This window comes from Variovorax sp. GW821-FHT09D05, from assembly GCF_059416325.1.
Window position 1 is genome coordinate 661,114 of sequence record NZ_JBWKOZ010000001.1, and the last position, 25,953, is coordinate 687,066.

The following is a 25,953-nucleotide window of genomic DNA, read 5'->3' on the forward strand; positions in this document are numbered from 1 at the left end:
GAAATGAAGGAGTCGGCAGGCAAGACGCTGTGGGTGTCGGTTGCGGCGCTTCAGTGTCCGAAGCGTGCCGACATGAGCGAGGGCGCGGGCTTCAGGCCGGGCGAGGCAACTTGACCCTCCCATGCGCGGCGGGCGCATGGCTTGCGCAGCGACGGCGCAAGGTGGTGGGGGCAAGGCGATAGGACATGGGACGCGATCGTAGTAGCGGTTTGCAGTTGAGTAAAGACTATTTACGGATCGTGTTGCAACGAAGCAGCGCGCTGTGGATGCCGTGCAACAGCCGCGGTGCGCACCGATAATCGATGGTTTGCCCGCCGCGCCAGCCCGACGACTGCCTTCCCTTGACGACCACGACACCTCTCCGCATCGAATTTCCCGAATCGCTCCCTGTCTCGGGCAGGCGCGACGAAATCATGGCCGCCATATCGGCGCACCAGGTCGTGATCGTTTGCGGCGAGACGGGCTCGGGCAAGACCACGCAGCTGCCAAAGATCGCGCTCGCGCTGGGCCGCGGCAAGCTCAACGCCGAGCCGGGCAAGGGCCGGCTCATCGGCCATACGCAGCCGCGCCGCATCGCCGCGAGCTCGGTGGCCAAGCGCATCGCCGAAGAGCTGAAGACGCCGCTGGGCGACGTGGTCGGCTTCAAGGTGCGCTTTCAAGACCGCCTGAGCCGGGACGCTTCGGTCAAGCTGATGACCGACGGCATCCTGCTGGCCGAGACGCAGACCGATCCGCTGCTGAAGGCCTACGACACGCTCATCATCGACGAGGCGCACGAGCGCTCGCTGAACATCGACTTCCTGCTGGGCTACCTGCGCGAGATTCTTCCGCGCCGGCCCGACCTGAAGGTGATCGTCACTTCGGCCACCATCGATGCCGACCGCTTCGCGCAGCATTTCGCCTCGGCCAAGGGGCCGGCGCCGACCATCATGGTGTCGGGCCGCACCTTCCCGGTGGAGCAGCGCTACCGGCCCTTCGAAGAATCGCGCGAGCATGATCTGAACGACGCCATTGCCGATGGCGTCGACGAACTTTGGCGCGATCCGCACAACGCAGGCGACATCCTCGTCTTCCTGCCCGGCGAGCGCGAGATCCGCGAGGCGGCCGACCACCTGCGCCGCCACCTGAGCCACCAGCCGCTGCTGCGCAATGCCGAGGTGCTGCCGCTGTTCGCGCGGCTCTCGGGCCCCGAGCAGGACCGCATCTTCGACGGCCACACGGGACGGCGCATCGTGCTGGCCACCAACGTGGCCGAAACCTCGCTCACGGTGCCAGGCATCCGCTACGTGATCGACACCGGCACGGCGCGCGTCAAGCGCTACAGCTTCCGCAGCAAGGTCGAGCAGCTGCTGGTCGAGCCGATCAGCCAGGCGGCGGCCAACCAGCGCGCGGGTCGGTGCGGGCGCGTGGCGAACGGCATCTGCATCCGGCTCTACGACGAGAAAGATTTCGAAGGCCGCCCGCGCTTCACCGATCCGGAAATCCTGCGTTCGTCGCTGGCCGGCGTGATCCTGCGGATGAAGTCGCTGCGCCTGGGCGACGTGGCGCGCTTCCCGTTCCTGGAGGCACCGTCGCCGCGCGCGATTGCCGACGGCTACCAGTTGCTCAACGAGCTGGGCGCGGTCGACGATGCCAACGAGCTCACGCACACCGGCGCCGAGCTGTCGAGGCTGCCGCTGGACCCGCGCGTGGGCCGCATGATCCTGGAAGCCCGCTCGCGCGGCGCGCTCGAAGAAGTGCTCATCATCGCGTCGGCCCTCAGCGTGCAGGACGTGCGCGACCGCCCGATGGAAGCCCAGCAGCAGGCCGACCAGGCGCATTCGAAGTTCGACGACGAGAAGAGCGAGTTCAGCGGCTACCTTCGCCTGTGGAAATGGATCGCCGACGCGCGCGGCGGCCATGGCGACACCCATAAGCTCAGCAACCGGCAGTACGAACAGCTTTTGCGGCAGAACTTCATCAACATCCGTCGCGTGCGCGAATGGCGAGATATCCATTCGCAGCTGCTCACGGTGGTCACCGAGCACAAGTGGCGCCTCAACGCAGAGCCTGCCGGCTACGAGCCGCTGCACCTGTCGATGCTCGCAGGCCTGCTGGGCAACGTCGGCTGGAAGCTCGAAGACGACGAGGCCTACCTCGGCGCGCGGGGCATCAAGTTCTACAAGCACCCCGGCGCGCACCTGAAGAAGAAGCCGGGCCGATGGATCGTCGCGGCCGAACTGGTCGAGACCACGCGGCTCTTCGGGCGCGGCATCGCCAACATCGAGCCGCAGTGGCTCGAACAGGTGGCGGAGCATCTGCTGAAGAAGCAGTTGCTCGATCCGCACTGGGAGAAGAAGGGCGCGCAGGTGTCTGCGCTGGAGCGGGCAACGCTGTACGGCCTCGTGGTCTACAGCGGACGGCGTGTCGACTTCACCAAGGTCGATCCGGTCGCGGCGCGCGAGATCTTCATCCGCGAAGCGCTGGTCGCCGGGCAGTGGGAGAGCAAGTTTCCGTTCCTGCAGGCCAACCGCAAGCTGGTGCGCGAGGTCGAGGGGCTGGAACACAAGTCGCGCCGGCAGGACGTACTGGTCGACGACGAACTGATCTTCGCCTTCTACGACGCACAGCTGCCCGTCGACGTGGCCAGCGGCATCACTTTCGAGAACTGGTACCGCCATGCCTCCAAGGAACAGCCGCGCCTGCTGTTCCTGACGCGCGACGAGCTGATGCGCCACCAGGCGGCCGGCATCACGACGCAATCGTTCCCGCCGACGCTGCGGCTCGGCGGCGTGGATTGCGCCGCGACATACCTGCACGAGCCCGGCGACGCGAAGGACGGCCTCACGGCCAGCGTGCCGCTGTTCGTGCTCAACCAGGTGAGCGAGGAGCGCTGCGAGTGGCTGGTGACGGGCATGCTCAAGGACAAGATCCAGGCACTGCTCAAGAGCCTGCCGCAGCGTCCGCGCTCGCGGCTGGTGCCGCTGCCCGAGTCGGCCTCGAAGCTGGCGGCAGAACTGTCCGAGCCTGAGTTGTTCGGCACCGGCTCGCTGACCGACGTGCTGCTCAAGCGCGTGCGCGACATGACCAGCATCGACGTCAAGCGCGCCGACTTCAAGCTCGACATGCTGCCGCCGCACCTGTTCATGAACCTGCGCGTGATCGACGAGCACGGCCGGCAATTGGGCATGGGGCGCAACCTCGGTGCGCTGAAGGCCGAGCTTGGTGCGCAGGCGCGTGGTGCCTTCCAGGCGCTGGCTGGGCTCAACGTCAAGGCGTCGCCGGAGAAGAATGCGGCGGCTGTGTCCGAAAGCAAGTCCGGGGCGCCCGCGAAGGACGCGAGCCAGCCCGCACCCGCCGCATTGCCTGCCGGCCAGCGCTACACAGGCTGGACCTTCGGCGAGCTGCCCGAGCTGATGGAAGTGCGCCGCGGCTCGCAATCGCTGATCGGCTTTCCGGCGCTGCGCGACGAAGGCGACGCGGTGACCATCGAGGTGTTCGACGAGCCCGCCGTGGCAGCCGCCAAGCACCGCGCCGGCCTGCGCCGCCTGTTCGCGCTGCAACTGAAAGACGCGCTCAAGTACCTCGAGAAGAACATTCCCGACCTGCAGAAGATGTCGGTGGCCTACATGCCGCTAGGCACCTCCGAAGAGCTGCGCACGCAGATCATCGATGTCGCGATCGACCGCGCCTTCCTGCAGGAGCCGCTGCCGACCGACGAGTTCGCGTTCAAGCGCCGGCTGGAGGAGGGCCGTGGCCGCCTCACGCTGATTGCCAACGAGGTGGCCCGGCTCGCGTCGACCATCCTCATTGAATACGCGGCGGCCGCGCGCAAGATCAAGGACACGAAGATCCAGCCCGACGCCGTGCAGGACGCCGCGCAGCAACTGCAGCGCCTCGTTGGCAAGCGCTTCATCGCCGATGCGCCGTGGACGCAGCTGCAGCACTTCGCGCGTTACCTCAAGGCCATCGTGCTGCGGCTCGACAAGCTGCGCGCCGACCCGGCGCGCGACGCCGCCAAGCTCGCGGAGCTGAAGCCGCAGGACCAGCGCTACTGGCGCCTTGTGGCCGAACGCAAGGGCGTGGTGGACGACCGCATGCTCGAGTTCCGTTGGCTGCTCGAAGAACTGCGCGTGAGCTTCTTCGCACAAGAGCTGCGCACGCCGCAGCCGGTGAGCGTGAAGCGGCTCGACAAGGCCTGGGCGCAGTTGCAGGCCTGATCCGCTGGCCGCAGTGGACGAAAAAAAGCCCGCTTGAGCGGGCTTTTTCTTTGCGGCGTGCCTGGGCCTATATGCGTCCCATGAGAACCAGGATCACGACGATCAGCACGACCAGGCCGACACCGCCGCTGGGACCATAGCCCCAGGCCCGGCTGTATCCCCAACTCGGCAGCGCGCCGATCAATATCAGGATCAGGACGATCAGCAGAATGAACGAGAGCGACATGTTTTCTCCAGGGCGGTTGTTGTGACGAGCTTTCATGCTCCCCCTGACATGTCGCGCGGATCGCCGGAGAGCCGCCCCTTCGGTGGTCGGTGAACGTCCTACCCTGGCCGTCGGCGCGTTGCCGGCGCCTGCGCAGGCAGGAACAGCATCGCCACCACGACGAGCAGGAAAACGAGGCCAATGCCACCGGTGATGACGGCGCCGCCCCACAGCGAGAAGAAGCCGTTCAGCATGGCGTCCTGCGGGTTGCGTGGATCGAAGAAGACGTCGACTTTCTCGCCGACGTCGTAGGCTGGCGGGTTGCTGCTGCTCGACGGCGTGAACTCGATGATCTCGCCGCCCGGCGCCTTGAAGCGCACCAGCGGCTTCCAGGTGCCCGAACTGTTGCTCTTCGAGCTTTCCACGTGGAGCAGCCGCAGGACTTCGCCCTGCGTGCGGCTGGCCGACGCGATGAAGGCCGACGTATGCTGGTACAGCAGCAGGGCAATGCCGCACAGCAGCGCGCCGACCACGCTGAAAACGAGCCTGATGATGGTGGTGGGCTGTTTCGTCATCGACGTGCGGCTGCCGCAGGCGTCAGAGCCGCGCGAGGCGCTCCAGCGCGGCGAGCAGCGTCTCGTCCTTCTTGGCGAAGCAGAAGCGCACCACGCGCTGGTCGAAGCCGTCGCCGTAGAAAGCCGACAGCGGGATCGCCGCCACGCCGATCTCGCGCGTGAGCCACAGGCAGAACTCGGCTTCGGACAGGTCGCTCACCGCCGAGATGTCGACGCACTGGAAGTAGCTGCCTTCGCTGCGCAGCAGCTTGAAGCGGGTTTTTTCGGCCAGGCCCGCCGCGAACAAGTCGCGCTTGCGCTGATAGAAGGCCGGCAGTTCGAGGTACGGCTTCGGCTCGCCCATGTACTGCGCAAGCGCATGCTGCATCGGTGTGTTCACGGTGAACACGTTGAACTGGTGCACCTTGCGGAATTCGGCCATCAGCGGGGCCGGCGCGGCCACGTAGCCGACCTTCCAGCCGGTGACGTGGTACGTCTTGCCGAAGCTGCTGACAATGAAGCTGCGCGCTGCCAGGCCCGGAAAGCGGGCCACGCTTTCGTGGCGGGCGTTGTCGAACACCATGTGCTCGTAGACCTCATCGCTGATCACGAACACGTCGGTGGGGGCGAGCAGTTCTTCGAGCTGCCGCATCTCGGCTTCTGTCCAGACCGTGGCGCTCGGGTTGTGCGGCGTGTTGATGATGATGGCGCGCGTGCGCGGCGTGAGCGCTGCGGCGATCTTGTCGAAGTCGGGGCGGAAGGTGCCCGGCGTGAGCGGTACGCGCACCACGCTGCCGCCGGCCAGCTCGATGTTGGGCACGTAGCTGTCGTAGCAGGGTTCCAGCACGATCACTTCGTCGCCCGGGCGCACGATGGCGAGGATGGCAGTGATGATGGCTTGCGTGGCGCCGGCGGTGACGGTGATTTCCGTGGCCGCGCTGTAGCTGTAGCCGTACATCGCCGAGATCTTGGCGGCGATGGCGTCGCGCAGCGCCGGGATGCCGGGCATCGGCGGGTACTGGTTGTGGCCCGCGGCCATGGCGGCCGTGACGTCTTCGAGCAGCTTCGGATCGCAGTGGAAATCCGGAAAGCCCTGGCCCAGGTTGACCGCGTTCTTCTCGGCGGCCAGCGCCGACATCACGGTGAAGATGGTGGTGCCGACGGCCGGCAGCTTGGTGACGATGTCGGGCGTGCGTGGGGATTGAACTGTGCTCATAGCTCGTAGTCTTGTTGGTGGCCGCTCAGGGCCTTGGCGATCAGGTTGCGGTCGAGGCGGTCGGACAGCAGCTCGGCGAACTTGAAGACGAAGTTGCGCAGATAGGCGCTGCGCTTGAACGCGACACGCGCAATATTCTGGCCGAACACATGCCCCATCGGGCGCACCACGAGGTCGGCGTTCGACTCGTCGCGCACGGCCATTTCGGCCACGATGCCCACGCCCAGCCCGAGGCGCACGTAGGTCTTGATCACGTCGGAGTCGATGGCTTCGAGCGCGATGCGCGGCGTGAGCTTTTTCTGTGCGAACGCATGGTCGATGCGCGTGCGGCCGGTGAACGAGGGGTGGTACGTGATGATCGGCTCGCTCGCCAGGTCTTCGAGCGAAATGCGCTCCTTGGCGGCCAGCGGATGGTCCTTGGGCAGAACCAGAACGTGCTGCCATTCGTAGCAGGGCAGGGTCACCAGCTCGGCGTAGCCGTCGAGCGATTCGGTGGCGATGCCGATCTCGGCGATCTCGTCGATCACCATGCGAGCCACCTGATCGGGCGAGCCCTGGTGCAGGCTCACGTTGACCTTGGGATAGGCCTCGCGCAGGTTCGCCACGGGCACGGGCAGCACGTAGCGCGCCTGCGTATGGGTGGTGGCGATGGAGAGGGTGCCGCTGTCCTGCGCGCTGAACTGTTCGCCGATGCGCTTGAGATTGCCCACCTCGCGCATGATGAGTTCGATGCTGGCGATGACGTGCTGGCCCGGCTCGGTAACGCGTTTGAGCCGCTTGCCATGACGCGCGAAGATTTCAACGCCCAGTTCTTCCTCGAGCTCGATGATGGCCTTGGAGACACCGGGTTGCGAGGTGTGGAGCGCCTTGGCCGCCTCGGTGAGGTTCAGGTTGCGCCGCACGGCTTCCTGAACAAACTTGAACTGATGCAGATTCATATCAAATTCCGTCTTATTGCGGAATTCATTATGCCTTCGGAATCTATCGAAATTGCCGGATGTTCACTATTTGACCGCAATTCTGGCCAGGAGATCGACCAGTTCGGGCTCTTCGCCGACGATGCGCGCGAGCGAAAAGTCAATGGCGGGCCATTTCTGGCGCAGTGCCTCGAGTTGGTGCGGCAGGTCTTCGCGAGCGTGCTTGCCCATGCCCAGGAACAGCGGAACCACGCGGATAGCGGTGGCGCCACTGGCAATCAGCGCCGCCGTCGCCGTGGGCAGGTCGGGCGTTGCCAGCTCCATGTAGGCGCAGGCCACGCGGGCATTCGGCTCGTTTTTGCACACGCGTTCGGCCACGGCCTCGATGGGCTCGCGCCAGCGCTCGTCGCGCGAACCGTGCGCCAGCAAAACAATGCCCTGGGTCATCGTCGCAAGACCAGCCAGCTGAAGGCCGTCAACGACATCACCGAATAGATCATGCCCGGCGCCGCCGCCGTGAGCCATGGCGACCAGTTGCTGAGGTTGCCGAGATAGCCGAACACGTTGTTCAGCAGGAAGAAGCTGATGCCGATCATCACGCCGCCGAACACGTAGGTGGTGATACCGGCCTGGCGGAAGTGCAGGTAGGCGAAGGGCAGGGCGAGCACCACCATCACCAGGCACGAGAGCGGGTAGAACACCTTGCGCCAGAACTCGATCTCGTAGCGCTGCGCGGTCTGGCCGTTGGCGTCGAGGTGGCGGATGTAGTCGAACAGGTCGATCGTGCTCATGCGGTCGGGGCGCAGGAGCGCGACCGAGACCATTTCGCTGGTCAGCGAGGTGGCCCAGTTCAGCTGCGGAGTCTTGGTCGTGGCGATGCGGGCCTGGTCGGCCGCGCCGCGCGTGTCGTACTTCTGCTCTTCCACGTCGGTGAGCATCCAGTGCCCGTCGCCAATGCGGGCCGAGCCTGCGGTGATCTGGGTGCTGATGTAGCCGTTGTCGTCGAATTCGAAGATGCGCGGGCTCTTCAGCGCGCCTTTGCGGTCGATGGACAGCACGTTCACCGCGTACGAGACATTGCCCCGTTTTTCCTTGAGCCAGGCGCCCGTGTTGCCCGCCAGCGAATAGATGCCCTGGTACTTGGCCTTGAGCAGTTGCCCCGTGCGCTCGGAGGCCGGGGCGACATAGTCGCCGACGGCGAAGGTCAGCACGACGAAGCCGACGCCCAGCAGCAGCAGGGTGCGCAGCGCGCGCCAGGGCCCCAGCCCGCTGGTGCGCAGGATGGTGTATTCGGAGCTTTGCGCCAGCCGGGCCATCACGAAGATGGAGCCGATCAGCACCGTGATCGGCAGCAGTTCGTAGAGGTGGCTCGGCACCAGCAGCATCACGTAGGCCAGCGCCTGTGCGGGCCCGTAGTTGAGGCTGTCCGGCTTGCCGATGGATTGCAGTTCGTCGACGAAGTCGAAGAAGAAAAAGAGGCTCAGGAAGCCGAGCGTCACGAACGCAACGGCCTTCAGCACCTCCACGTAGATCAGGCGTCTTATCGTTTTCACGTGGGTTCGATCTTGGGTGTGGGCAGCACGGCGGCGGACGGGCTTTGCTTTGATCGCCGGCCCCAGTTGTTCTGGCGAACGCCGAGCCATGCCAGGTTGATCAGCAGCACGCCGCCATGCAACAGCAGCATGAAACTGCCCATGCTGTATTTGCCCGAGCTGATCCAGCTTTGGCCCAGGTTGAGCATGTTGTAGTACACGACGAACGCGAACAGCGCGAGAAGCAGGTTGCCGCTTCGGCCGACGCGCGGGTTGGCGCTGGATACATTCAGTGCCAACAGCACGAAGTTGATGGCCGTCAGCAGCATGCCGATGCGCCAGGCCAGTTCGCCGCGGCTGGGGGCGCTGGTGTCGGGCAGCAGGGACAGCGTGCTGCGCGCGCGCGGCGGTGTCGCGTCGTTGACCAGGCCGCTGTTGCCGCCTGCCCGGGTGCCGTAAGTCTTGAACTCGCTGATCTTCAGGCCGGTGTTGGTCATGGGCTGCTCGAGCCGCTGGCCGCTGTTGAGCAGCAGGTAGCGCGAATCGCCGATGTTCTCGATGCTGCCGCTGCGCGCCGAAGTCGTGATCTGCATGTTGCGCTCGATCGACCAGATGAAGACGTTGGTAGCCTTGGAGTTGTCCGGCGTCTCCTTGTCGATGAAGAACACGCGCACCCGGCCAGCGGATTCGCGGAACTCACCAGGCGCCACCCGCTCGATGTCGCTGCGCTGCTCGTACTGCTTGCGCATGCCGATGGTCTGCGAGTTGGCCCACGGCCAGCCCACCAGCGCCATCACCGCGATCAGGATCAGCACCGGCCAGGCGAAGCGGAAGAGTGGCTTGATGAAGTCGGTCAGGCCGCGGCCGCTGGAAAACCAGATCACCATTTCGCTGTCGCGGTACATGCGCGACAGGGTGCCGACGATGGCGATGAACAGGCTCAGGCTCAGGATGGTCGGCATGTAGCCGAGCACCGTGTAGGCCATCACCAGGAACACCTCCTGCGGGTTCACACTGCCCTTGGACGCGAGCCCGAGGGTACGGATGAGCATCATGGTCATCACGATGGTGACCAGTACCACGAGGGTCGCTCCGAAGCTGCGGGACAGCTCCTTGCGTAGGGAAGAATGGAATAACATCGTTCGAGGAAAAAAAGGATTATGGACTTTCAACTCAAGACCCTCACCGTCGCCCAGGCCGCAGCCGAGAAATCCGATGTCCTGATCGTGCTCGTCGGCAGCGCTCCTCTTACCTCCAAAGACCCGTTGTCGGTGCTCGCCGCCAGTGCCCGCAAGGCCGGCGACCTGCCTGACAAGGCCGGCAAGCTGCTGGGGCTTTACCGTCCGGAAGACGTCGTGGCGTCCCGCGTGGTGCTCGCCGCCATCGGCGACGGCAAGCCCGCCTCGGTTCGCAGCGGCGTGGTCGCGGCGGTCAATTCGGCCAAGGCCCAGGCCCCCAAGCGCGTGACCGTGGTGTTCGCCCAGCCTGCTGAGGGCGCGGCGGTGGCCAGCGCCGTCACGGCGGCGGCTGACGCCAGCTACGTCTACACCGCCACCAAGTCGAAGGCCGAACCCCGCAGCATTCGCCACCTGACCGTCGGCGTGGCTGATGCCGCCGCCGTCACCGGCGCCTTCGACGCCGCCCGTGCCACTGTCGCGGGCATCGAACTGGCCAAGGAGTGGGGCAACCGGCCCGCCAACCACGCCACGCCCACGCTGCTGGCCGAGGCCGCCAAGGGGCTGGCCAAGCTGCCGAACATCAAGTGCGAGGTGCTGGGTCCGAAGGAAGTCGAAAAGCTCGGCATGGGCTCCTTCGCCGCAGTGGCGCAGGGCTCGGCGGAGCCGCTGCGCTTCATCGTGCTGCGCTACCACGGGGCGCCCAAGGACCAGGCGCCCGTGGTGCTGGTCGGCAAGGGCATCACCTTCGACACCGGCGGCGTCTCGCTCAAGCCCGCTGCCGAAATGGACGAAATGAAGTTCGACATGTGCGGCGCGGCCAGCGTGCTCGGCACCTTCCGCGCGCTCGGCGACATCCAGCCCGCCATCAACGTCGTCGGCCTCATTCCTTCGTGCGAGAACATGAACGACGGCCGCGCGGTGAAGCCGGGCGACGTGGTGACCAGCATGAGCGGCCAGACCATCGAGGTGCTCAACACCGACGCAGAAGGCCGGCTAATCCTGTGCGACGCGCTGACCTATGCCAAGCGCTTCGAGCCGGCGGCAGTGATCGACATCGCCACGCTGACGGGCGCCTGCGTGGTGGCCCTGGGCGGCGTGCGCAGCGGCCTGTTCTCGACCAACGAAGCATTGGCCGCGGCGCTCGAAGCCGCTGGCGAGACCTCGCAAGACCGCTGCTGGCGCCTGCCGCTCGATGACGACTACGCGGAAGGCCTCAAGAGCAACTTCGCCGACGTGGCCAACATCGCCGGCCGCGCGGGTGGCGCCATCACTGCCGCCAAGTTCCTGCAGCGCTTCGCGGGCGACTTCGCCTGGGCGCATCTGGATATCGCGGGCACTGCGTGGAAGAGCGGAGCGGCAAAGGGTTCGACCGGTCGACCGGTGGGCTTGCTGGTGTCGTACCTGACGAGTCGCGCGGCCAGCGGCGACGCCAAGACCGGCAAGGCCAAGAAAACCAAGACCCCTGGAGTTCCGGCCAAAAAGGCTCGGGCCACGAAGTGACGGAAATCGGCTTTCACTACAACGCGCGTGACAAGCTGAACTACGCCTGCCGGCTGGTTCGCAAGGCCGTGAACGCGCGCGGCCTGCGCGTGGTAGTCGTGGGCGATGCGCAGGCGCTCGACGCGGTGGATGCTGCGCTCTGGCAGCTGTCGCCGGTGGACTTCGTCGCGCACTGCCGAGGCGATGCGCCGGCTCATGTGGTCGCGCGTTCGCCCGTCGTTCTGTCGGCGCAGGGCGCTGATGCGGCCTCGCTGCCGCACCGCGAAATGCTGGTGAATCTGGGCCTCGAAGTGCCTGCGGGCTTCGAGCGCTATGAACGCATGATCGATATCGTGAGCGACGAGGACAACGACCGCCAGGTCGGTCGTTCGCGCTGGCGCCACTATGCCGATCGTGGCTACACCATCCAGCCGCACGACTTCGCAAAGAGTCTCTGACATGGCCAGCACACTGCGCACGCCGCCCCGGTTCGTTCCCACGCTGACCACGGTGCTCGAGATCCCGGAGGAGCCCGCGATCCCCGAGCCGCAGGCCGCACCGACGCCCCAGCCCGACCCGGCGAGTGCCATGGCATTGCCGCCGGCCGCGCAGCTTTCGCAGGCGGAAATCGTCAGCCTCGAAGAGCAGTTGCTGCACCGCGTTCTGCAGCGCGTCGACCTGTCTCTGGAAGAGCGTTTGAGCGACACCGTGTCAGCTGCCGTTCAGCATCAACTCGATGCGATGGTGCCGCGTTTGCGCAATGAAATCGAAGCCGTTTTGCGTGCGTTGGTGATCGAGGCCATGGCCGCCGAACTCAGCGAAAACACAGGGTCTACGCCAGCTTCCGGAGTCTGAATCCTCGGCTAAACTGCGCCGCAGGTCGGAAGGGCGTGAGGGTGCCGCTGGTCCGCGGCGCGAAACTTGCGAGGTCAGCGCGCCCGGATCACACGACCGGTTTTTTATTCTTTTCATCCAAGTTCTGGAGGTTCTCATGCAATTGAAATGGACTGCGGTCGCACTGGCTGCAATCACGCTCGTGGCTTGCGGCAAGAAGGAAGAAGCTGCTGCTCCCGCTGCAGCGCCCGCGCCAACGGCTGCGGCCCCGGCTGCACCTGCACCCGCACCTGCCGGAGAAACCCTGGTCGTCAAGATCGGTCACGTGGGACCGACCAGCGGTGCCATCGCCCACCTCGGCAAGGACAACGAGTTCGGCGCCAAGATGGCCATCGAAGACCTGAATGCAAAGGGCCTCAAGATCGGCGACAAGGTTGCCAAGTTCGAACTGATCGCCGAAGACGACGCAGGCGATCCGAAGCAGGGCACGGCTGTGGCCCAGAAGCTCGTGGACGAGAAGGTCAACGGCGTGGTCGGTCACCTGAACTCGGGCACCACCATCCCCGCCTCGAAGCTCTACAGCGACGCCGGCATTCCACAGATCTCGCCTTCGGCCACCAACCCGAAGTACACGCGTCAAGGCTTCAAGACCACGTTCCGCGTGGTGGCTGACGACACGCAACTCGGCGGCACGCTGGGCAAGTACGCAGTCGAAACGCTCAAGGGCAAGAACATTGCCGTGATCGACGACCGTACCGCCTACGGCCAAGGCGTTGCCGAAGAGTTCGAGAAGTCAGCCAAGGCCGCTGGCGCCACCATCGTGGGCCACGAGTTCACCACCGACAAGTCGACCGACTTCAACGCCATCCTGACCAAGCTGAAGGCCTCCAAGCCCGACGTGCTGTTCTTCGGCGGCATGGACGCCGTCGGCGGCCCGATGCTCAAGCAGGTCAAGCAACTCGGCCTGAACGTCAAGTTCATGGGCGGCGACGGCCTGTGCACCAGCGAACTGCCGAAGCTGGCTGGCGATGCCATCGGCGAAGAGATGGTTGTTTGCGCCGAAGCCGGCGGTGTGGACGGCGACTTCAAGCAGCCGCTGGAAGACTTCAAGGCCAAGTTCAAGACCAAGAACGGCGTCGAAGTGCAGATCTATGCACCGTACGTGTACGACGCGGTCAACGTGCTGGCCGAAGCCATGGTGAAGGCCGGTTCGTCCGACCCCGCCAAGTACCTGCCTGAAGTTGGCAAGGTGCAATACAAGGGCGTGACCGGCCCGATCGCCTTCGACGAAAAGGGCGACATCAAGAACGGTGCCCTGACGCTGTACACCTACAAGGGTGGTGCACGCACGCAGATCGCCGTGGTGCGCTGATTCATTTCGGCAAACCTGCGGTTATCCGCAAAAGAGAAAAGGGCCTTCGGGCCCTTTTTTCATGGCCGCTTCGAAGGCGGCTTATTCAGAGCTCAGAGCGGAGCAAGGCCCGATGGGCGGTTGGCATTGCAGTACTCGATGAAGGCATCGAGGTCGCGTGACTTGTCGAATACCGCATCGGCGCCGAGCGCCGTGCAGCGCGCCCGGATATCCGCCGTCACGTAGTTGCTGAGCACGACCACCCGCTGGCTGGGTTTGCGGGTCTTGCAGCCGCCCAGCACGCCGAGGCCGGAGCCTTCCTTCAGGAACAGGTCGACGATCAGGAGCTGCCAGTCGTCGGGATGCGCCGCGAGCCATGCAAGGGCTTCCGTTTCGGTTTCGGCGAAGCCGACCACGCGGCCGTTGACCAAGTCCTCGAGTGCCGGGACCAGGTTATCCCTGATGGTCTTGTTGTCCTCGACGAGGAACGTGATGAGGGCCATGCCGTGGTTTCGCTTTGAGAACCAATAGCGTAGCGTGCCTGACGCTGATGCAGCGTAGGAGAAAGGATACGGACGGCGTATTGCGCGCCGGTCAGTCGGAGCTTTCGGCGCGGATCTTTGCCTTGAGCTTCTCGGCCAGAGCCTGGCTTTCGTCGCGCTCAGCCGTGACCTCGAGACGCTTCTCGATTTCCTCGCTCAGCGCGGCATTGACCTCGGCCAGCTTCTCGGCGGACTTGGCCAGCTTCTCTTCCAGCTGGCTGGTGTGTTCGATGGCCTGTGCCACCTCGCCAACCTGCACTTCTTCGGGCAGTTCCTGTTCGAGCACCGTGTTCACCACGGCGAGGTTGTCCGACGCCCGTTGCACGTCGGCAGCCACCTGCTCGCTCTTTTCGAGGGTGCGGTCCAGCGGTGTCTTGCCACGCGGCTGGGTTTTCGGTTGTCCGGCCATCGAGGCTCCTTTGTGGGCTTGAAATGAAAACCTTTGGATGGTACTGCCAGAAGAAAGTGTCTGAGTTCGGGAGTCAAGTTGTTGCAAAGCAACGCACTGCCTTTCAACTCCGGCTGGGCCAGACGACAAAAAAGCCCAAGTGCTTGTGGCAACTTGGGCTTCTTGCTTTGTCTTCATGTTCGTGAACGGTTACGAACAATCAATCTCTGGCGGAGCAGGCGGGATTCGAACCCGCGGAGGGCTATTAACCCTCACACGCTTTCCAGGCGTGCGACTTAAACCGCTCATCCACCGCTCCTGAGCCCACGATTGTAGCAGTCAGTTCAGGTCGGATTCGACGGCTTGCCTGCCTGGACCATGCGCATCGCTGACGCGATGAGCGCGGCGGTCTCGCTCATGTTGCTCGGCACGATCAGCGTGGTCTTGGAGTCGGCCGCGACCTTGCCGTAGGCGTCGACGGCGCGCTCGGCCACCTTCAGCTGCACGGCCTGTTCGCCGCCCGGCTGGCGGATGGCCGCGGCCACGCGTTCGATGGCGTCCGCCGTCGCGGTGGCGACCGCGGTAATGGCGGCGGCTTCACCCTGGGCGTTGTTGATCTGCGCCTGCTTCTCGCCTTCGGAGCGGGCGATGAAGGCCTCGCGTTCGCCGGTGGCGATGTTGATCTGCTCCTGGCGGCGGCCTTCCGAGGCCGCGATCAGCGCGCGCTTGCCGCGCTCGGCCGTGATCTGCGCCTGCATGGCCAGCAGGATTTCCTTCGGCGGCGTCAGGTCCTTGATTTCATAGCGCAGCACCTTTACGCCCCAGTTGAGCGCGGCCTCGTCGATGGCGGCAACCACCTGGGCGTTGATAACGTCGCGTTCCTCGAAGGTCTTGTCGAGCTCCAGCTTGCCGATCACGCTGCGCAGCGAGGTCTGTGCAAGCTGCGTCACGGCCACGATGTAGTTCGACGAGCCGTAGCTCGCGCGCATCGGATCGGTCACCTGGAAGTACAAGATGCCGTCGACCTGCAGCTGTGTGTTGTCGCGCGTGATGCAGATCTGGCTCGGCACGTCGAGCGGGATTTCCTTCAGGCTGTGCTTGTAGGCCACCCGGTCGATGAACGGAATCAGGAAGTTGGGGCCGGGCGTCATGGTGCCGTGGTACTTGCCGAGGCGCTCGCGCACCCAGGCGTTCTGCTGCGGCACGAACTTCACCGACTGGCTGATGAAGATGATCGCGATGACCAGGATGATGAGTGGGACCGAAAATTCCATGGTGCGCTTCCTTTTCTGAGTTCTACGTATTGACTAAACCTTGTCGACGACCAGCCGGCTGCCGATGACTTCGACCACACGGTGCTCGCCGGTCGACGGCGTGCGGCCCGCGCGCTGGACCACCGTCCATTGCGCGCCCCGGTAGCGCACGGTTGCCGTGCCGTCGGCATTCCAGGCGTCGACGTGAACGGTCTCGCCGATGTCGAGGTTCACGTCGCGGTTGGTTCCGGTGGGCGGGGCAGGGGGGCGCTTGCGCTGGATCGAGTACCAGGTCAGCACGGCGCCCACGCCGATGACCGAGGCCACGATCAGTTGGGTGACGGTGCCGAAGCCCAGGTGCGCCGCAATTGCCGCGGCCGCAAAGCCGGCGGCCAGCAGCAGAAGATAGACGGTGCCCGAGAGCAACTCGACCACGATGGCTACCCCCGCAATCAGCCACCAGACGGTGGAATTCGCCATGTCGACTCCTCTTTTCCTTATTCGATGCGCGCCATTCTGATGCATCTGCTCCAAGCGCTTGCCCTGCGTAGGGGTACTGCGCCCGAGCCGACGAAAGGGACCATGCCGGACAGGCCCGAATGGCTTGCACGAGCCTGACCAGATTCGTCATCCGAATTCCGTACACTTCGCGCCTCGCCTTATTGCCTGTCTGTCAGCCCGTCCGGAGCCCCGCTCATGAAATTCCGCTTTCCCATCGTCATCATCGACGAGGACTTCCGCTCCGAAAACACCTCGGGCCTCGGCATTCGCGCGCTCGCGCAGGCCTTCGAAAGCGAGGGCTTCGAGGTGCTGGGCGTCACGAGTTATGGCGACCTGAGCCAGTTCGCCCAGCAGCAAAGCCGTGCCAGCGCGTTCATCCTGTCGATCGACGACGAGGAGTTCACGGTCGGCCCCGACCTCGATCCGGCCGTGCTGAACCTGCGCAACTTCATCGGCGAAGTGCGGCGCAAGAACGCCGACGTGCCGATCTACATCTACGGCGAGACCAAGACCTCGCGCCACATCCCGAACGACATCCTGCGCGAGCTGCACGGCTTCATCCACATGTTCGAGGACACCCCCGAATTCGTGGCGCGCCACATCATCCGCGAGGCCAAGAGCTACCTTGAGGGCGTGCAGCCGCCGTTCTTCAAGGCGCTGATCGACTACGCGGAAGACGGCTCCTATTCGTGGCACTGCCCGGGCCACTCGGGCGGCGTGGCGTTCCTGAAGAGCCCGGTGGGCCAGATGTTCCACCAGTTCTTCGGCGAGAACATGCTGCGTGCCGACGTCTGCAACGCAGTCGAAGAGCTGGGCCAACTGCTCGACCACACCGGCCCGGTGGCGGCCAGCGAACGCAATGCGGCGCGCATCTTCAACGCCGACCACTGCTTCTTCGTGACCAACGGCACCAGCACCAGCAACAAGATGGTGTGGCACCACACGGTGGCGCCGGGCGACGTGGTGGTGGTCGACCGCAACTGCCACAAGTCGATCCTGCACGCGATCATCATGACCGGCGCGATTCCGGTGTTCATGAAGCCCACGCGCAACCACTTCGGCATCATCGGCCCGATCCCGAAGAGCGAGTTCGAGCAGAGCGCCATCAAGGCCAAGATCAAGGCCAACCCGCTGCTGGCCGACGTGGACCCCGAAACGGTCAAGCCGCGCGTGATGACGCTCACGCAGTCGACCTACGACGGCGTGATCTACAACACCGAGACCATCAAGAACATGCTCGACGGTTACGTCGACACGCTGCACTTCGACGAGGCGTGGCTGCCGCACGCGGCCTTCCACCCGTTCTATGGCGCCTATCACGCGATGGGCAAGCGCCGCGTGCGCCCGAAGGAATCGCTGGTGTTCGCCACGCAGTCGACGCACAAGCTGCTGGCCGGCATCAGCCAGGCCAGCCATGTGCTGGTGCAGGACTCGCAGAACCGTCAGCTCGACCGCGACCTCTTCAACGAGGCCTACCTGATGCACTCGTCGACCAGCCCGCAGTACGCGATCATCGCGAGCTGCGACGTGGCTGCCGCCATGATGGAGCCGCCCGGTGGCACCGCGCTGGTGGAAGAAAGCATCCTCGAGGCGCTCGACTTTCGCCGCGCCATGCGCAAGGTCGAGGCGGAGTTCGGCAAGGACGAGTGGTGGTTCAAGGTCTGGGGCCCCGAGAAGCTCGTCGAAGAAGGCATCGGCCGCGCCGACGACTGGATCATGCAGGGCGAGAAGAACGGTAAGCCCAAGAACAAGAAGTCGCCGCGCAACTGGCACGGCTTTGGCGAATTGGCCGACGGCTTCAACATGCTTGACCCGATCAAGTCGACCATCGTCACGCCGGGTCTCGACCTCGAAGGCAACTTTGCTGAAACCGGCATCCCGGCCAGCGTGGTGACCAAGTTCCTCGCCGAGCATGGCGTGATCGTGGAGAAGACCGGGCTCTACAGCTTCTTCATCATGTTCACCATCGGCATCACCAAGGGCCGCTGGAACACGCTGCTGACGGCGCTGCAGCAGTTCAAGGACGACTACGCGCGCAACCAGCCGATGTGGCGCATCCTGCCCGAGTTCTGCCAGCAGCATCCGGGTTACGAACGCCTCGGCCTGCGCGACCTATGCCAGCACATCCACCAGCTGTATGCGCGCTACGACGTGGCCCGCCTCACGACCGAGATGTACCTGAGCGACCTGACGCCGGCGATGAAGCCCAGCGACGCCTTCGCCCACATCGCGCACCGCAAGACCGAGCGCGTGGAAATCGACGAGCTCGAAGGCCGCATCACCACCAGCCTGATCACGCCTTACCCGCCGGGCATTCCGCTGCTGATTCCGGGCGAGGTGTTCAACAAGAAGATCGTCGACTACCTCAAGTTCTCGCGCGAGTTCAACACGCAGTGCCCGGGCTTCGAGACCGACATCCACGGCCTGGTTGCGCGCGTCGACGAGACGGGCAAGAAGCGCTACTACGCAGACTGCGTCAGGGAAGTGAAGTAAGGAAGCGGGCCGGCTGGACGGGCCGGCCTAACCTTCGCGCACCCGCATGAAGCGCGCGAATCGCGGCAGGCCCTTGGCGGTGGTGCCGTTGTAGCGGTAGGTCACCCAGCTGCCGACGGCGGGCGGGTTCTCGCGTTCGGCGTCGGTCAGTCCGGTGCCGAGCTTGAAGCGCTTGCCGTCGGCCGTCTCGACCACCAGCGCGCCGAGCCGGCCACTGTGCTTGCCCTTGCCGGGCACGTGCTCGACCACGCGGGCTTCGGCGTCTTCGTAGGGCTTGACCTTCAGCAGGTCGCTGTTCCGCTCCCCACGGTACCGGGAGCTGCCGCGGTGAAGCATCAGGCCCTCACCGCCCATTTTTACCGTCTTGTCGAGCAGCGCCTGCAATGCGGCGTGCGTGGTCGCGCGTTCCTGCGGGACCGCGACGACCCATGGTGCGTCGGTAATCGGCAGCAGCTTGCGCAGCACGGCGAGGCGCGTCGTGAAGTCGCCACCCTGCGCAGGCAGGTCGAACACCATGAAGTGCATCTCGCGCCAGGCGATGTCGTTGGGCGTCTGGCTGCGCACCGTGGAGACGGCGCGTGCGAACTGGCCGCGGCCCACCCACAGTTCGCCGTCGAGGGGTTGCTTCGGCAGCGGTGCGGTGAACCATGCCGGCGCCACGATCCGCTCGCCGCCGCGCGTCCAGAGCTGTTTGCCGTCCCAGTAGCCGCGTACGCCGTCGTACTTCTCGCTGACCCAGTAGTCGTGCAGCGACATGCCGGGGCGGTAGACGTCGGCCAGCATCAGCGAGGGCGCCGCCTCGCGCGCGAACGCGGCAGGCGCGGCGATCACGCCGAAAGCGGCAAGCAGGAGGGAGCGTCGGTTCAGCACGATGCTATGAAATGAATAGCGCAGCACGGCCATCTTGTGGCCGTGTCGGGACTCGATGGCAGGATTACTCGGCCATCCCGCCGACGACATTGCTGAAGCCGCCGTCCACGTAGGTGATCTCGGCGGTCACGCCGCTGGCCAGGTCGCTCAGCAGGAAGGCGGCCACGTTGCCGACTTCCTCGATGGTCACGTTGCGGCGGATGGGCGAGGCGTCGGCCACGGCCGCCAGCATCTTGCCGAAGCCCTTGATGCCGCTGGCTGCCAGCGTCTTGATCGGGCCCGCACTGATGCCGTTCACACGCATGCCCTTCGGGCCGAGCGAGGCGGCGGTGTAGCGCACCGAGGCTTCGAGCGAGGCCTTGGCCAGGCCCATGGTGTTGTAGTTGGGCAGCGCGCGTTCGGCGCCCAGGTAGGTCAGCGTGAGCAGGGCCGACTTGTCGTTGAGGTAGGGCAGGGCCGACTTGGCCATGGCCGGAAAGCTGTACGCACTGATGTCGTGCGCGATCTTGAAGCCTTCGCGCGAGAGCCCGTCGAGGAAGTCGCCCGCAATGGACTCGCGCGGCGCAAAGCCGATGCTGTGCACGAAGCCGTCGAACTTCGGCCAGGTCTGCGAGAGGTCTGCAAAGAGCTTGTCGATCTGCGCGTCGTCGCCCACGTCGCAATCGAAAATCAGCTTCGAGCCAAAGTCTGCGGCATATTCGGTGATACGGTCCTTGAATCGCTCGCCGACATAGCTGAAGGCGAGCTCCGCGCCCTGTTCATGACAGGCCTTGGCAATGCCATAAGCAATGGAGCGATTGCTCAACACACCGGTGATCAACAGTTTTTTGCCGGAAAGAAAGCCCATGAAGTTGCCTCGTGAAAATCTTGGGCAGAATTCTCGCATGCGAGGTTGGCTGCTTCTGATATTGGCTCTCTTGGCGCTCCCCTCGTGGGCAGCGCATGGTCTGGGCATGGGTTACGAGCCGAAGTACCCGGCGTCGTTCAAGAATTTCGACTACGTGAATCCCGACGCCCCCAAGGGCGGCGAGCTGATCCTCTCGGCCAGCGGAACGTTCGACAAGCTCAACCCCTTCACGCTGCGGGGTGTGCCGCCGCAGGGCATGGGCTACAGCGCCAATGGTTTTGTGTTCTCCGAGTACGGCCTGATCTTCGATTCGCTGATGACGCCGAGCGAAGACGAGCCCTTCTCCAACTACGGCATGCTGGCCGAAGACGTGCAGCTTGCCGCAGACCGCCTGAGCGTCACTTTCCGCCTGAACCCGAAAGCCAAGTTCTCCGATGGCTCCCCGGTGCTCGCGAAGGACGTGAAGTACTCCTTCGACACCCTGATGAGCAAGCAGGTAGGGCCGACCTTCCGCTCGTACTGGGTTGACATCAAGGGCGCCGTGGTGGTGGGGGAGCGCACGATCCGCTTCGACTTCAAGCGCCAGAACTCCGAGCTGCACATGATCATCGGCCAGCTGCCGGTTTTCTCGAGTGCCTGGGGCAAGGGCAAGCCCTTCGACCAGATCGTGAGCGAGCCACCCATAGCCAGCGGGCCGTACGTGGTGGACAAGGTCGACTTCGGGAAGTACATCTCGTACCGCCGGCGGCCGGACTACTGGGCCGCCGATCTTCCGGTGCGCAAGGGGATGTTCAATTTCGGCGAGGTTTCGTACCAATACTTCAAGGACGCACTCGGAGAGGAAGAGTCGCTCAAGGCCGGCTCGCTCGACGCGATGGAAGAGCGTTCGATCATCGCCTGGGTGCGCCGCTACAAGGGGCGGCGCTTCGATTCCGGCGAGCTGGTCAAGGAAGAGATTTCGCACCGCCGCTTCACCGGCATGCAGGGCCTCTCGCCCAACCTGCGGCAGCCTCGCTTCCAGGACATGCGCGTGCGACAGGCATTGGCGCTGGCCTTCGATTTCGACTGGCTCAACCAGCATCTCTTCTACGGGCGCAGGGCCCGGACGATGAGCTACTTCCAGAACAGCGATGACCTCATGGCCCAGCCCGAGATCAGCCCCGAGGAGCAGGTGCTGATCGAGCACCTGAAGAACAAGCAGCGATACATCGACAACACGAAGGGCGAATTGCCGCGCCCCGCCAGCAGCGGAGACACCGCCGAAGGCCTGCGGCGCAACCTGGTCCGCGCGCAGGAGCTGCTTAGAGAGGCGGGCTGGACATACAGGGATGGCGCCTTGCGCGACAAGGACGGAACGCCTTTCGTCATCAATTTCGACATTGGGGATCGCAGTTTGGGCGTGGTGCTGGCGCCTTACGCGCGCAACCTCGCCAAGCTGGGAATCGCGCTGGACTATCGCTTGCGCGACCCGAGCCTGATAAAGAAGAAACAGGACGATCTCGACTTCGACATGGTCATCAACATCGCGGGTGGCTCATCGAGTCCGGGCAACGAGCTGTACGACGATTTCGGCTCGAAATCGGCCAATGAAAAGGGGAGCCAGAACCTCAGCGGCATCAGCGATCCGGTGATCGACGAGATTCTCGAAGTGATCGTCAACAGCCCGGACCGCAAGTCGCTCGCAGCAGGCGCGCGGCTGCTGGACCGTTATTTGCTCCACCAGCATTACGTGATCCCGATGTACTACGGCAAGCAATATTTCATTGCCCACAAGCGCAAGCTGCGCCGCCCCGAAGCGCCATTGCCGCAACGTCTTCTCGCCGGCTCGGCGATGCTGACGACGTGGTGGATCGACGCGGCAGCGAAGTAGACGACAGACACAGACAGACCGCATGGCCGCCTACCTGCTCCGACGCCTTCTGCTGATCATTCCCACGCTGTTCGGGGTGCTGCTGATCAATTTCGCCATCGTTCAATTCGTTCCGGGCGGTCCGGCCGAGCAGTTGCTGTCGCAACTGACCAACAAGGAAAACCGCCTCTCGGGCGGCCCCACGGGGCGCTCCCTCGACGCCAAGCAGGTGGCGGAGATCAAGGCCCTTTACGGCTTCGACAAGCCGGCACCCGAGCGCTTCTGGCAGATGCTCAAGCAATTCGCGCGCTTCGACCTGGGCAAGAGCTTCTTCCAGAGCAAGGACGTGTGGCAGCTCATCAAGGAGAAGCTGCCGGTCTCGATCAGCCTGGGGCTCTGGACCTTCTTCATCAGCTACCTGATAGCGGTGCCGCTCGGCGTTGCGAAAGCGGTTCGCGCCGGTTCGCGCTTCGACTTTCTGACGACGCTGCTGGTGCTCGTTGGCTACGCGATTCCGGGCTTCGTACTGGGCGTGGCGCTGCTGGTGATCTTCGGCGGCCAGCTGCAATGGTTTCCGCTGCGCGGGCTGACCTCACCGAACTGGGAGTCGTTGAGTTGGGGCGCGCGCATCGTCGACTACCTGTGGCACATCACCTTGCCGGTGACGGCGATGGTGCTCGGCAGTTTCGCGATCACCGCGATGCTCACCAAGAACTCTTTCCTCGAAGAGATCCGCAAGCAGTACGTGCTGACGGCGCGTGCCAAGGGACTGGCCGAGCGCCAGGTGCTCTGGAAGCACGTGTTCCGCAACGCGCTGATTCCGATCATCACGGGCTTCCCGACAGCCTTTATCGGCGCCTTCTTCTCGGGCGCGTTGCTGATCGAGACGCTGTTCTCGCTCGACGGGATGGGCCTGCTCAGCTACGAAAGCGTGCTGCGGCGCGACTACCCGGTGTTTCTGGGCACGCTCTATCTGTTCACGCTGATCGGTCTGGTGACCAAGCTCATCTCCGATCTTTGCTATGTCTGGGTCGATCCGAGGGTGAAGTTTGACTAAAGCGCCTGTCGTGTCCGTGAGCCCCGGCCGCCGCGCCTGGCGCCGTTTTCGCCGCAATCCGCTGGGATTCTGGAGCCTGTTGATCTTCTCGGCGCTGGTGGTGCTGAGCCTTTTCGCCGACGTGCTTTCCACCGACAAGCCGCTCGTGGTGCGCTACGAAGGCAAGACCTATTTCCCGGTGCTGCGGGACTATTCCGAGAAAACCTTCGGCGGCGATTTCGAAACGCCGGCCGACTACCTCGATCCGTTCATCGAGCAGCGCATCACCCAGGGCGACAACTGGGCGATCTATGCGCCGAACCGCTACGGCCCGGCCACGCTCAACTATTTCTCGAAGCCTCCGAACCCCGCGGCCCCTTCGAGCGAGAACCTGCTCGGCACGGATGAACGTGGCCGCGACCTGCTGGCCCAGCTGATCTACGGCTTTCGCGTGAGCGTGCTGTTCGCGCTGGCGCTCACGGTAATAGGGGTGGTGCTGGGTATCGCGACCGGCGCGGTGCAGGGCTTCTTCGGCGGAAAGATCGACCTGACCTTCCAGCGGCTGATCGAGATCTGGGGAGCGATGCCCGAGCTGTACCTGCTGATCATCTTCAGTGCGATCTTCACGCCCAGCGTGGCGCTGCTGCTGATCCTGCTGAGCCTGTTCGGCTGGATGGGGTTGTCGGACTACGTGCGCGCCGAGTTCCTGCGCAACCGGCAGATGGACTACGTGCGTGCGGCGCGGGCGCTCGGTGTGGGCAATCTGCAGATCATGTGGCGCCACATCCTGCCCAACAGCATGGTGCCGGTCGTCACCTTTCTGCCGTTCCGCATGAGCGCGGCCATTCTGGCGCTGACCTCTCTGGACTTTCTCGGCCTTGGCGTGCCGCCAGGCACACCGTCGCTCGGTGAGCTGCTGAGCCAGGGCAAGGGCAACATCGACGCCTGGTGGATCTCGCTGTCCACTTTCGTCGTGTTGGTCGTCACGCTGATGCTGCTGACTTTCATGGGCGACGCGCTGCGCGATGCGCTCGATCCGCGCAAGGCCGACAAGTGATGAGCGATTCACAACAACCCAACCAGCCCCTGCTCGACGTGAAGGGCCTGCGCGTCGCGTTCAGCGGCAAGGAGGTCGTGCACGGCATCGACTTCCAGATGGCCACTGGCGAAAAGCTCGCCCTCGTCGGCGAATCGGGTTCGGGCAAGACGGTCACGGCGCTGTCGCTGCTGCGGCTGGTGCAGAACGCTGATCTGTCCGGCACTGCCCGGCTTTTCGGTGGGGAGCGCTCGCAGGGCGCGCGCGACCTGCTGTCGATTCCCGAGCGCGAATTGCGCGGCATCCGCGGCAAGGAGATCGCGATGATCTTCCAGGAGCCGATGACTGCACTGAATGCGCTCTACAGCGTCGGCGACCAGATCGCCGAGGTGCTCGAGCTGCACGAAGGGCTGTCGGCCCGCGCCGCGCAGACGGCGGCCGTCCAGCTGCTGGCTGACACCGGCATCCCGGAGCCGGCGCGACGGGCGAGGGCGTTTCCGCACCAGCTCTCGGGCGGCCAGCGCCAGCGCGCGATGATCGCGATGGCTCTGGCCTGCAAGCCGCGCCTGCTGCTGGCCGACGAACCGACCACCGCGCTCGACGTGACCGTGCGCGCGCAGATCCTCGAATTGCTGGCCGACCTGCAGCGCAAGTACGGCATGGCGGTGCTCCTCATCACGCATGACCTGAACCTGGTGCGGCGTTTTGCCGATCGCGTGGTGGTCATGGAGAACGGCCACATCGTCGAGCATGGCGCGGTGGCGCCTGTGTTCGATGCCCCGCAGCATCCCTACACGCGCAAGCTGATCGACAGTCATCCGGAGCGCAACGTGGCGGCCGTCGCTGCGCGCGCCGACGCGGCGCCAGTGATCGAGGCCAAGGCCCTGCGCGTGATCTATCCCGTGCCGAAGCCGGGCTTCGCCGGCTGGTTCCGCAAGGGCGAATTCGTGGCGGTGCAGGGGGCGGATTTCCGCATCGTGCCGGGCGAGACGCTCGGCGTGGTCGGTGAGTCGGGTTCGGGCAAGTCGACGCTGGCGCTGGCGGCGCTGGGGCTGCTGAAGCACCAGGGCGCGCTGACGGTCGCGGGCAAGGGCTGGGCGGTCGACCGCGCCTCCGATCTCGGCCTGCGACGCGTGATGCAGGTGGTGTTCCAGGACCCGTTCTCGTCGCTGTCGCCGCGCATGACGGTGGAGCAGATCGTGGGCGAGGGGCTGCGCGTGCATGCGCCCGAACTCGACACCGCGGCGCGCCGTGCCCGTGCACTCGTCGCGCTGGCCGATGTCGGGCTGACGGAGGCCCAGTTCCCCTCGCTGCTCGACCGCTATCCGCACGAGTTTTCGGGCGGTCAGCGGCAGCGTCTGGCGATTGCCCGCGCGCTGATCGTCGACCCGCAGTTGCTGGTGCTCGACGAGCCCACCAGCGCGCTGGACGTGACGATCCAGAAGCAGGTGCTGAGCTTGCTGCAGCGCCTGCAGCGCGAGCGGGGGCTGAGCTATCTGCTGATCACGCACGACGTGGAGGTGATCCGGGCGATGGCGCACCACGTCATCGTGATGAAGGACGGGGCCATTCTCGAAACAGGGTCGGTCGAGCGCGTGCTCGACGCGCCCGAGCACCCCTATACAAAGAAGCTGGTGGCCGCCGCGCTGCTGGAATAAACGGAGACTGCAAGA

At 64.8% G+C, this 25,953-nt stretch carries 23 protein-coding genes and 1 tRNA gene; 10 read left to right on the forward strand and 14 right to left on the reverse strand.

The features are described from left to right. The first annotated feature begins 413 nt into the window (after positions 1 to 413). Complete coding sequence (gene hrpA, locus AC07O3_RS03170) at positions 414 to 4,199, forward strand: ATP-dependent RNA helicase HrpA (RefSeq protein ID WP_495338548.1); 3,786 nt, start codon at positions 414 to 416, stop codon at positions 4,197 to 4,199. A 67-nt stretch (positions 4,200 to 4,266) separates the two neighbouring features. On the opposite strand, the gene AC07O3_RS03175 is transcribed toward hrpA, so the two are convergent. The 7 genes from AC07O3_RS03175 to lptF form a co-directional block, all read right to left on the reverse strand. Next, positions 4,267 to 4,425 (reverse strand): DUF3309 family protein, encoded by a 159-nt coding sequence (locus AC07O3_RS03175; protein WP_093054714.1) that lies wholly within the window; start codon positions 4,423 to 4,425, stop codon positions 4,267 to 4,269. Between the two features lie 98 nt (positions 4,426 to 4,523). Further along, the gene (locus AC07O3_RS03180) at positions 4,524 to 4,979 is read right to left on the reverse strand and encodes a DUF3592 domain-containing protein (protein ID WP_495338549.1); all 456 of its coding nucleotides are present in this window, start codon (positions 4,977 to 4,979) and stop codon (positions 4,524 to 4,526) included. A gap of 22 nt (positions 4,980 to 5,001) precedes the next feature. Beyond that, positions 5,002 to 6,174, reverse strand: a complete 1,173-nt coding sequence (locus AC07O3_RS03185) for a pyridoxal phosphate-dependent aminotransferase (RefSeq protein WP_426392976.1) — start codon at positions 6,172 to 6,174, stop codon at positions 5,002 to 5,004. Continuing rightward, complete coding sequence (locus AC07O3_RS03190) at positions 6,171 to 7,112, reverse strand: CysB family HTH-type transcriptional regulator (protein ID WP_007832298.1); 942 nt, start codon at positions 7,110 to 7,112, stop codon at positions 6,171 to 6,173. The genes AC07O3_RS03185 and AC07O3_RS03190 overlap by 4 nt, the downstream gene beginning before the upstream one ends. 66 nt (positions 7,113 to 7,178) lie before the next feature. Next, positions 7,179 to 7,538 carry a sirohydrochlorin chelatase gene (locus AC07O3_RS03195; protein ID WP_093173883.1) on the reverse strand — a complete coding sequence of 120 codons (360 nt, stop codon included), beginning with the start codon at positions 7,536 to 7,538 and terminating at the stop codon, positions 7,179 to 7,181. Continuing rightward, a complete protein-coding gene (lptG, locus tag AC07O3_RS03200) occupies positions 7,535 to 8,644 on the reverse strand; it encodes an LPS export ABC transporter permease LptG (RefSeq protein ID WP_093054722.1) in 1,110 nt (369 codons plus the stop codon). Before lptG ends, AC07O3_RS03195 begins: the two co-directional genes overlap by 4 nt. Continuing rightward, positions 8,641 to 9,762: an LPS export ABC transporter permease LptF gene (lptF, locus tag AC07O3_RS03205; RefSeq protein ID WP_495338550.1), complete on the reverse strand. Its 1,122-nt coding sequence runs from the start codon at positions 9,760 to 9,762 to the stop codon at positions 8,641 to 8,643. Before lptF ends, lptG begins: the two co-directional genes overlap by 4 nt. A gap of 21 nt (positions 9,763 to 9,783) precedes the next feature. On the opposite strand from lptF, the gene AC07O3_RS03210 reads away from it, so the two are divergent. The 4 genes from AC07O3_RS03210 to AC07O3_RS03225 all read left to right on the forward strand — a co-directional run bounded on the left by AC07O3_RS03210 (position 9,784) and on the right by AC07O3_RS03225 (position 13,486). After that, a complete protein-coding gene (locus AC07O3_RS03210) occupies positions 9,784 to 11,301 on the forward strand; it encodes a leucyl aminopeptidase (protein ID WP_495338551.1) in 1,518 nt (505 codons plus the stop codon). Continuing rightward, on the forward strand, positions 11,298 to 11,738 hold the full coding sequence (locus AC07O3_RS03215) for a DNA polymerase III subunit chi (RefSeq protein ID WP_495338552.1): 441 nt from the start codon (positions 11,298 to 11,300) through the stop codon (positions 11,736 to 11,738). Before AC07O3_RS03210 ends, AC07O3_RS03215 begins: the two co-directional genes overlap by 4 nt. A 1-nt stretch (position 11,739) precedes the next feature. Further along, positions 11,740 to 12,135, forward strand: a complete 396-nt coding sequence (locus tag AC07O3_RS03220; protein WP_495338553.1) for a hypothetical protein — start codon at positions 11,740 to 11,742, stop codon at positions 12,133 to 12,135. 136 nt (positions 12,136 to 12,271) lie between these two features. Further along, positions 12,272 to 13,486 (forward strand): branched-chain amino acid ABC transporter substrate-binding protein, encoded by a 1,215-nt coding sequence (locus tag AC07O3_RS03225; RefSeq protein WP_093054731.1) that lies wholly within the window; start codon positions 12,272 to 12,274, stop codon positions 13,484 to 13,486. A gap of 92 nt (positions 13,487 to 13,578) precedes the next feature. Here AC07O3_RS03225 and AC07O3_RS03230 read toward each other — a convergent pair whose 3' ends face one another. From AC07O3_RS03230 to AC07O3_RS03250, 5 genes are all read right to left on the reverse strand, one after another. Continuing rightward, positions 13,579 to 13,968, reverse strand: a complete 390-nt coding sequence (locus AC07O3_RS03230) for a response regulator (RefSeq protein ID WP_093054733.1) — start codon at positions 13,966 to 13,968, stop codon at positions 13,579 to 13,581. 91 nt (positions 13,969 to 14,059) lie between these two features. Then, positions 14,060 to 14,416 (reverse strand): hypothetical protein, encoded by a 357-nt coding sequence (locus AC07O3_RS03235; RefSeq protein ID WP_093054735.1) that lies wholly within the window; start codon positions 14,414 to 14,416, stop codon positions 14,060 to 14,062. Between the two features lie 207 nt (positions 14,417 to 14,623). After that, positions 14,624 to 14,714: transfer RNA gene (locus AC07O3_RS03240), tRNA-Ser, on the reverse strand. Between the two features lie 25 nt (positions 14,715 to 14,739). After that, positions 14,740 to 15,669 (reverse strand): SPFH domain-containing protein, encoded by a 930-nt coding sequence (locus tag AC07O3_RS03245; protein WP_093054740.1) that lies wholly within the window; start codon positions 15,667 to 15,669, stop codon positions 14,740 to 14,742. Between the two features lie 33 nt (positions 15,670 to 15,702). After that, positions 15,703 to 16,128, reverse strand: a complete 426-nt coding sequence (locus tag AC07O3_RS03250) for an NfeD family protein (protein ID WP_093054742.1) — start codon at positions 16,126 to 16,128, stop codon at positions 15,703 to 15,705. 216 nt (positions 16,129 to 16,344) lie between these two features. Between AC07O3_RS03250 and AC07O3_RS03255 the strand changes: the two genes are divergently transcribed. Next, positions 16,345 to 18,642 carry an Orn/Lys/Arg family decarboxylase gene (locus AC07O3_RS03255; protein WP_495338554.1) on the forward strand — a complete coding sequence of 766 codons (2,298 nt, stop codon included), beginning with the start codon at positions 16,345 to 16,347 and terminating at the stop codon, positions 18,640 to 18,642. A gap of 27 nt (positions 18,643 to 18,669) precedes the next feature. Here the strand turns inward: AC07O3_RS03255 and AC07O3_RS03260 are convergent, their stop codons facing one another. Next, entirely contained in the window at positions 18,670 to 19,512 is an 843-nt protein-coding gene (locus tag AC07O3_RS03260; protein WP_495338555.1) for a DNA ligase, read from the reverse strand. A 64-nt stretch (positions 19,513 to 19,576) separates the two neighbouring features. After that, the gene (gene fabI / locus AC07O3_RS03265; RefSeq protein WP_093054746.1) at positions 19,577 to 20,359 is read right to left on the reverse strand and encodes an enoyl-ACP reductase FabI; all 783 of its coding nucleotides are present in this window, start codon (positions 20,357 to 20,359) and stop codon (positions 19,577 to 19,579) included. A 106-nt stretch (positions 20,360 to 20,465) separates the two neighbouring features. Here fabI and AC07O3_RS03270 point away from each other — a divergent pair, with 106 nt between their 5' ends. Genes AC07O3_RS03270 through AC07O3_RS03285 form a run of 4 tightly spaced genes read left to right on the forward strand, consistent with a single transcriptional unit; the run spans position 20,466 to position 25,938 of the window. After that, complete coding sequence (locus tag AC07O3_RS03270; protein WP_495338556.1) at positions 20,466 to 22,229, forward strand: extracellular solute-binding protein; 1,764 nt, start codon at positions 20,466 to 20,468, stop codon at positions 22,227 to 22,229. Positions 22,230 to 22,251: 22 nt separating this feature from the next. Next, a complete protein-coding gene (locus AC07O3_RS03275; RefSeq protein ID WP_093054750.1) occupies positions 22,252 to 23,265 on the forward strand; it encodes a microcin C ABC transporter permease YejB in 1,014 nt (337 codons plus the stop codon). Next, positions 23,258 to 24,301: an ABC transporter permease gene (locus AC07O3_RS03280; protein ID WP_307614107.1), complete on the forward strand. Its 1,044-nt coding sequence runs from the start codon at positions 23,258 to 23,260 to the stop codon at positions 24,299 to 24,301. Before AC07O3_RS03275 ends, AC07O3_RS03280 begins: the two co-directional genes overlap by 8 nt. Continuing rightward, positions 24,301 to 25,938 (forward strand): ABC transporter ATP-binding protein, encoded by a 1,638-nt coding sequence (locus tag AC07O3_RS03285; protein WP_495338557.1) that lies wholly within the window; start codon positions 24,301 to 24,303, stop codon positions 25,936 to 25,938. The genes AC07O3_RS03280 and AC07O3_RS03285 overlap by 1 nt, the downstream gene beginning before the upstream one ends. Positions 25,939 to 25,953 lie beyond the last annotated feature (15 nt).

What these genes read in the sequence shown, in the direction of transcription:
- hrpA (WP_495338548.1), top strand. Translation starts at nt 414, where the DNA reads ATGGCCGCCATATCGGCGCACCAGGTCGTGATCGTTTGCGGCGAGACG.
- AC07O3_RS03175 (WP_093054714.1), bottom strand. Translation starts at nt 4,425, where the DNA reads ATGTCGCTCTCGTTCATTCTGCTGATCGTCCTGATCCTGATATTGATC.
- AC07O3_RS03180 (WP_495338549.1), bottom strand. Translation starts at nt 4,979, where the DNA reads ATGACGAAACAGCCCACCACCATCATCAGGCTCGTTTTCAGCGTGGTC.
- AC07O3_RS03185 (WP_426392976.1), bottom strand. Translation starts at nt 6,174, where the DNA reads ATGAGCACAGTTCAATCCCCACGCACGCCCGACATCGTCACCAAGCTG.
- AC07O3_RS03190 (WP_007832298.1), bottom strand. Translation starts at nt 7,112, where the DNA reads ATGAATCTGCATCAGTTCAAGTTTGTTCAGGAAGCCGTGCGGCGCAAC.
- AC07O3_RS03195 (WP_093173883.1), bottom strand. Translation starts at nt 7,538, where the DNA reads ATGACCCAGGGCATTGTTTTGCTGGCGCACGGTTCGCGCGACGAGCGC.
- lptF (WP_495338550.1), bottom strand. Translation starts at nt 9,762, where the DNA reads ATGTTATTCCATTCTTCCCTACGCAAGGAGCTGTCCCGCAGCTTCGGA.
- AC07O3_RS03210 (WP_495338551.1), top strand. Translation starts at nt 9,784, where the DNA reads ATGGACTTTCAACTCAAGACCCTCACCGTCGCCCAGGCCGCAGCCGAG.
- AC07O3_RS03220 (WP_495338553.1), top strand. Translation starts at nt 11,740, where the DNA reads ATGGCCAGCACACTGCGCACGCCGCCCCGGTTCGTTCCCACGCTGACC.
- AC07O3_RS03225 (WP_093054731.1), top strand. Translation starts at nt 12,272, where the DNA reads ATGCAATTGAAATGGACTGCGGTCGCACTGGCTGCAATCACGCTCGTG.
- AC07O3_RS03230 (WP_093054733.1), bottom strand. Translation starts at nt 13,968, where the DNA reads ATGGCCCTCATCACGTTCCTCGTCGAGGACAACAAGACCATCAGGGAT.
- AC07O3_RS03235 (WP_093054735.1), bottom strand. Translation starts at nt 14,416, where the DNA reads ATGGCCGGACAACCGAAAACCCAGCCGCGTGGCAAGACACCGCTGGAC.
- AC07O3_RS03245 (WP_093054740.1), bottom strand. Translation starts at nt 15,669, where the DNA reads ATGGAATTTTCGGTCCCACTCATCATCCTGGTCATCGCGATCATCTTC.
- AC07O3_RS03250 (WP_093054742.1), bottom strand. Translation starts at nt 16,128, where the DNA reads ATGGCGAATTCCACCGTCTGGTGGCTGATTGCGGGGGTAGCCATCGTG.
- AC07O3_RS03255 (WP_495338554.1), top strand. Translation starts at nt 16,345, where the DNA reads ATGAAATTCCGCTTTCCCATCGTCATCATCGACGAGGACTTCCGCTCC.
- fabI (WP_093054746.1), bottom strand. Translation starts at nt 20,359, where the DNA reads ATGGGCTTTCTTTCCGGCAAAAAACTGTTGATCACCGGTGTGTTGAGC.
- AC07O3_RS03270 (WP_495338556.1), top strand. Translation starts at nt 20,466, where the DNA reads ATGGGTTACGAGCCGAAGTACCCGGCGTCGTTCAAGAATTTCGACTAC.
- AC07O3_RS03275 (WP_093054750.1), top strand. Translation starts at nt 22,252, where the DNA reads ATGGCCGCCTACCTGCTCCGACGCCTTCTGCTGATCATTCCCACGCTG.
- AC07O3_RS03285 (WP_495338557.1), top strand. Translation starts at nt 24,301, where the DNA reads ATGAGCGATTCACAACAACCCAACCAGCCCCTGCTCGACGTGAAGGGC.